We start from the raw sequence: 5,095 nt of genomic DNA on the forward strand, positions 1-5,095 counted from the left end.
TCTCGCCGGAGGAGCGGCTTAGAGCATCCACGGTCCTATGGTGCGGCCGGCTGCCGCAGGTCGGAAATTCCTTTCGGACACAGCTCAGTCGGCAAAGGATTGCCGACCTACGATCGTGCCGCTGTGGCATCTACGGTTCTGTGCGGCGCCACAGCTGCCATAGGTCGGAAATTCCTTTCCGACACAGCTCAGTCGGCAAAGGGTTGCCGATCTACGACCGTGTCGCTCTAGGTCGCGAATCCCTTCGCGACATTAGGCCGCTCGGCTTGATTTCCAAGGCGGTATCCGCGACCGGATCATCTCGCCGGCGGGGCGGTTTGATTCGGGCCATCGCGAGACGCGATGGCGACATCGCCAAACATCGTTTTTCCTCCATGCGTTCTTTCGGCATTCTTGCTTGCGACCATTCACCATGAGGAGAAAAACGATGTATCGCTGGAACCCGGAAGACTATGCCCGCCATTCGGCCGGTCAGGAAGCTTGGGCGCGCGAACTGTTGAGCGGCCTGAACCTGCGCCCGGACGACCGGGTGCTCGACATCGGCTGCGGCGACGGGCGAATCACGGCGGAACTGGCGCAGCGGGTGCCGTTCGGCGGCGTGGTCGGCGTCGATCTTTCGGAAGACATGATCGGCTATGCAGCAAGACGGTTTCCGGCGTCGGATTACCCTAACCTCGAGTTCCGGCAGGCGGATGCCCGGACGCTGCCTTTCGACGAGGAATTCACCGTGGTCTATTCCAATGCCGCTTTGCACTGGGTCCGGGATCATGAGCCGGTATTGGCCGGCATCGCCCGTGCGCTGAAGCCGGGCGGCCGCTGCCGGATGGAGATGGGCGGCCGGGGCTCTGCCGCCGCGCTGATCGCGGCGTTCGAGGCCGTGGCGGACGGTCCCGTGTGGCGGGAGAATTTCGAGAACTTCGAATCGACCTTCGGTTTCCACGATGCGGAGAGCTATCGCCGCTGGCTAGGGGAGGCGGGGCTCGACGCCGAGCGGGTCCGGCTGACCGACAAGGACATGGTGCATGCCGGCCGCCAAGCCTTCATCGGTTGGCTGCGCACCGCCTGGCATCCCTACACGTCGAGAGTCCCGGCGGAGCGGCGGGGGCTCTTCATCGACGCTGTCGCCGAGCGCTACCTGGCCGGAAATCCTCCCGACACCGCGGGACGGGTCCATGTCGCCATGGTGCGGCTCCAGGTGGAAGCGAAAAAATGAGCCGCTTTTGGCTGAAGGGCAAAGGTAGATGGAAATTAGAGCTGCGACTCTGAAGGATGCGCCGTTTATCAGCTCAGCGCACTTCTTCGCGAGCTTGAGCGTTTTCATCTCGCTCGTACGGCAAAACAGGCTTGGCGGAAGTCGTTGGCGCCTTCGGCTCGGGTGAATTGCTTCAAGCATTCGTAGGTCGGCAATCCTTTGCCGACGAACCCGTTAGCCCAACTTCACCGTCGGGAAGGGATTCCCGACCTACTCGCGAGTTCCCGTACAGTAGGTATGAAAATGCTCTTACCGGCAGGTTCATCGCGCATGAGCCGTCCGAAGAGGCGGCGGGCCGTTTGCTCGAATCGATGGATGAATGGGCAATCCGCAGCGGTCGACGTTTCAGGGGTGATTTGTATACCCATGAAGCTGGAGCTGGCGGCCAGACGCTTCGGAAGTGAGGAAACCCGTGGGCAGCCTACGATGTTTTCGGGTAAAGCCAGCCGGCCAGAATCCCATAAACGGCGAACTCGACCACGCCGAACAGAAACCATTGTGCCGCCAGGCTTCCCGGAACGGGGTACAGCAGGTATTGATTGAGATCCACCAAGAGTCCGGCGAGAACGGCGAAGGACAGGCCGTGAACCAGCCCTTCCTTGATGCCGCCGTTCCGTGCGCAGCGAATGTAGCTCAGGACGAAGAGCAATGCGATGCCGGCCGTGAGCAGCAGCGACAGCCACAAGCTCCTTTCCGCCTCCGGCCTGGCGATACCGGCCAACGCGGCATCGGCGTCGCGGAGAATCACCATGTGGACCAGACCGTTCCAGAGCAATGCGAATACGAAGATGGCGGCGGTCGCGAGAAGAAGACGTCTTGGGTTCAGGTTCATGTCTTGGTTCGGTTTGAGCATGATGGATTCGGGAGAAGGAAACGGCAGGCCGATTATACGTCGATGTTTTCCTCGACATAGGCGTAGAGGACCTGGTCGATAAGGACGCCGTCCTTGAAGGCGGCACGCCGCATTACCCCTTCCCGTTTGAACCCGGCTTTCTCCAGCACCCGCATGGAGGCCGGATTCCACGCAAACACGCGGGCTTCCAGGCGAATCAGGCCGAATCGCGACATAATTTCCGGCACGAGCGCGCGGGCCGCGGCCGTAGCAATCCCCCGTCCCCAATACGGCTCGCCGAGCCAATAGCCGAATTCGGCGGATTTGGCATAAATGCCCTCCCGCGGGTCGATGCCGATTCCGCCGATGGCGCGGCTGTCCACTTCGATGGCCCATGAGGTGCGGACGGGCATCCCGGCGACATGAGCTATCCACCAGTTCGCGTCTCTTTCCGTGTAGGGATGGGGGAATCGGTCGGTCAGATTCCGCCATATCTTGCGATTATTGGCGAGCGCCACGAGATCGGCCTTGTCGTGCTCCGACCAATCGCGGATCACGCCATGCTCGAATTCGGTCCGCATGGGTTTTCTCCTGGGTAAAAACCAACAATATCTATTCACTGCATAGGGGAGCGTCGGTGTTGGTTCTCAAACCGGCTTTACGTGCCCTGAACTCGATGGGTGTCGTCTATCGACGGATTCGCCTCGACCCGCACGATGCTTTTCACCGCCTCGCGCAGCCAGATGTGGCCGGGGTCCCGGTCGTGGCGGGCGTGCCAGAGCATCGAAACCGTGAAGGTCTCGATCTCGATCGGCGCGGGGCTCAGGGTGAGCTTGAACGCTTCTGCGCAGCGCCGCGCCATGGACGCCGGCAGGGTGGCGATGGCGTCGGCCTCCTTGAGGATGAAGGGCAGGGCGGAGAAGCGCGTGGTTGAAAGTAAAACCCGCCGTCGCAAATTTCGGCGCGCGAGCGCTTCGTCCACGACGCCTTCGAAGCCTCCGGAGAAGGACATCAGGAGATGGGGCAGGGCGAGATAGTCTTCCAGGCCGATGGGCGAGGGTATGCCCAGCCGCGCGCCGTCGAACAGGCACACATAGCCTTCCCGGTAAAGGTTCTCCTGGCGGTGCCAGCTCGCCACGTCCGTGAATCGCGAGACGCCGAGGTCTATTTCCTGGTTGTCCAGTAGTTTCGCTCCCTGTTCATGCCCCGCGAGACGGATCGCGACACGCACACCGGGCGCCTCGCGCTGGATGCGCTCGATCAGGCTCGGGGAGAGCGCCACCTCGATGCTATCCGGCATGCCGAGGCGGAAGCTGCGCTCGGCGGTGGCCGGATCGAAGCGCGGAGTCCCGTACATTTCCCGATGGATGATTTCGAGCGCCGGACCGAGCTGTTCCGCAAGTTCCAAGGCCCTGGCAGTCGGCTCCATGCCTTTCGCCGTTCTCAGGAAAAGCTCGTCCTTGAACATTTCCCGTAGTCTCATCAGCGCCGCGCTCACCGCAGGCTGGCCGAGATATAGGCGGCCGGCCGCCCGCGTCACGCTCCGTTCCTTCAGGAGAGCGCTGAATACCGGCAGCAGGTTCAGGTCCGCCTTTCTAAAATCGATTTCGTTGATGTTTTCAATCATAACAATCGATTTGAATAATAGAAAAACGATCCTCAGAATTCAAACCGCGGCGGAAAGCTCTAAGAGCTCTAAACAGTGCTTTTAGAGCGACCCGCAGTCTCTATCGTTCGGAGGTCACCATGTCTTATCGCAAAAAAGCCCTGATTACGGGCAGTTCCCGTGGCATCGGGAAGGGTATCGCTCTCAAACTCGCCGCTCAGGGCGCCGATGTCGCCATTCATTATTACCGCAACCGGAAGGCTGCCGATGACACCCTGGCCGAAGTACGCCTGCGTGGCGCGGACGGATTCATCGTCCAGGCGGACATTTCGAACCCGGCCGAAATCGCCCGGATGTTCGATGAAGTCGGCGAGCGATTCGAGGGGCTCGACATATTTGTAGCCAACGCCCGGCCCGAAGCCGCCGAATTCTTCTATCCGCCCCTCGAAATCACTCCCGTACAGTGGGATTCGGCCTTCGATTCCCAGGTCAAAGCCTTTCTCGTCGCAGTGCGGCAGGCAGTGCAGCTCATGCGCGACGGCGGCCGAATCGTCGCCATAACCCACTCGCCCGGTGGCCGCACCGGGAGCCTGCAACCCTGGGTTGCCATGGGTTCGGCCAAGGCGGCGCTGGAGTCGCTCGTCCGCTACTTTGCCGTGGCTTTGGCCAAGCGAGGCATCACGGTGAATGCGGTCAGTCCCGGCTGGATCGAGGACAGCGTGCTGAACAGCCTGCCCGAACCGGCACAGGACGCCATCCGGCGCTGGCATACCCGCGGCTGGACCCCCATGGGCCGGCTCGGCACGCCGGCCGACATCGGCAATGCTGTGGCTTTGCTCTGCTCGGAGGACGCCGGCTGGATTACAGGCCAAATACTTTTCGCCGACGGCGGCGCATCCCTGATGGACGCCGGACATCCGCCCGAGCTGCAGCTCGGCTGGTGACCATAGCCCTGCGATTCGTTTCTCCGGCGTGAGCCGAGCGAACTCGGTATGGCGGAGCGTCGCCGAGAAATCGTACGGGGAAACAATCTCGCGGGCTGCGGATGCGCTTCCGGCGAAACCGGTTGCGAGGATGCCGGATTTTCCTATCCGCCTTTGGGTGGGGAATTCCGGCGTTCTCGCCGTCAGGCCGGCCGTTCATAGTTCCAGGCGCACGCCGGCTACGGGATTCATGCCCCGCGCATCCGCTCCGGAGCCGGGTTCCCGGTAGTTCTTGTCCAGCCTGCTCTCCAGGTCCAACTGTGACGCCCGGTGCCGATTCGCCTGCCAGGCGGCTCGGAAACAAACCGTGCGGTCCTTCAAACACCTACCTTCGGTGGTGAGAGCCGATCAATTCGTTGTATGCGCCCGGCCGCGAAAAACCGCGGCCAAACCGGTGGCCATCAGCCAGAACGCGGAAGGCA

The 5,095-nt window shown here is 61.9% G+C and carries 5 protein-coding genes; 2 read left to right on the forward strand and 3 right to left on the reverse strand.

What is annotated here, in order from left to right:
- The first annotated feature begins 427 nt into the window (after positions 1 to 427).
- Positions 428 to 1,213 (forward strand): methyltransferase domain-containing protein, encoded by a 786-nt coding sequence (locus ABJK70_RS19745; RefSeq protein ID WP_347258852.1) that lies wholly within the window; start codon positions 428 to 430, stop codon positions 1,211 to 1,213.
- A gap of 460 nt (positions 1,214 to 1,673) precedes the next feature.
- On the opposite strand, the gene ABJK70_RS19750 is transcribed toward ABJK70_RS19745, so the two are convergent.
- The 3 genes from ABJK70_RS19750 to ABJK70_RS19760 all read right to left on the reverse strand — a co-directional run bounded on the left by ABJK70_RS19750 (position 1,674) and on the right by ABJK70_RS19760 (position 3,711).
- Entirely contained in the window at positions 1,674 to 2,105 is a 432-nt protein-coding gene (locus tag ABJK70_RS19750) for a hypothetical protein (RefSeq protein WP_086133625.1), read from the reverse strand.
- Between the two features lie 32 nt (positions 2,106 to 2,137).
- Positions 2,138 to 2,665 (reverse strand): GNAT family protein, encoded by a 528-nt coding sequence (locus tag ABJK70_RS19755; protein ID WP_347258853.1) that lies wholly within the window; start codon positions 2,663 to 2,665, stop codon positions 2,138 to 2,140.
- A 77-nt stretch (positions 2,666 to 2,742) separates the two neighbouring features.
- Positions 2,743 to 3,711: a LysR family transcriptional regulator gene (locus tag ABJK70_RS19760; RefSeq protein ID WP_156880804.1), complete on the reverse strand. Its 969-nt coding sequence runs from the start codon at positions 3,709 to 3,711 to the stop codon at positions 2,743 to 2,745.
- Positions 3,712 to 3,830: 119 nt separating this feature from the next.
- Here ABJK70_RS19760 and ABJK70_RS19765 point away from each other — a divergent pair, with 119 nt between their 5' ends.
- Positions 3,831 to 4,634: an SDR family oxidoreductase gene (locus ABJK70_RS19765; RefSeq protein ID WP_210023723.1), complete on the forward strand. Its 804-nt coding sequence runs from the start codon at positions 3,831 to 3,833 to the stop codon at positions 4,632 to 4,634.
- The last annotated feature ends 461 nt before the right edge of the window (positions 4,635 to 5,095 follow it).

This window comes from Methylocaldum sp., from assembly GCF_039794385.1.
Classification (GTDB): Bacteria; Pseudomonadota; Gammaproteobacteria; order Methylococcales; family Methylococcaceae; genus Methylocaldum.

Bases quoted from the DNA above. Each gene is read 5' to 3' on its own strand.
- ABJK70_RS19760 (WP_156880804.1), bottom strand. From the start codon at position 3,711: ATGATTGAAAACATCAACGAAATCGATTTTAGAAAGGCGGACCTGAAC.
- ABJK70_RS19745 (WP_347258852.1), top strand. From the start codon at position 428: ATGTATCGCTGGAACCCGGAAGACTATGCCCGCCATTCGGCCGGTCAG.
- ABJK70_RS19765 (WP_210023723.1), top strand. From the start codon at position 3,831: ATGTCTTATCGCAAAAAAGCCCTGATTACGGGCAGTTCCCGTGGCATC.
- ABJK70_RS19750 (WP_086133625.1), bottom strand. From the start codon at position 2,105: ATGCTCAAACCGAACCAAGACATGAACCTGAACCCAAGACGTCTTCTT.
- ABJK70_RS19755 (WP_347258853.1), bottom strand. From the start codon at position 2,665: ATGCGGACCGAATTCGAGCATGGCGTGATCCGCGATTGGTCGGAGCAC.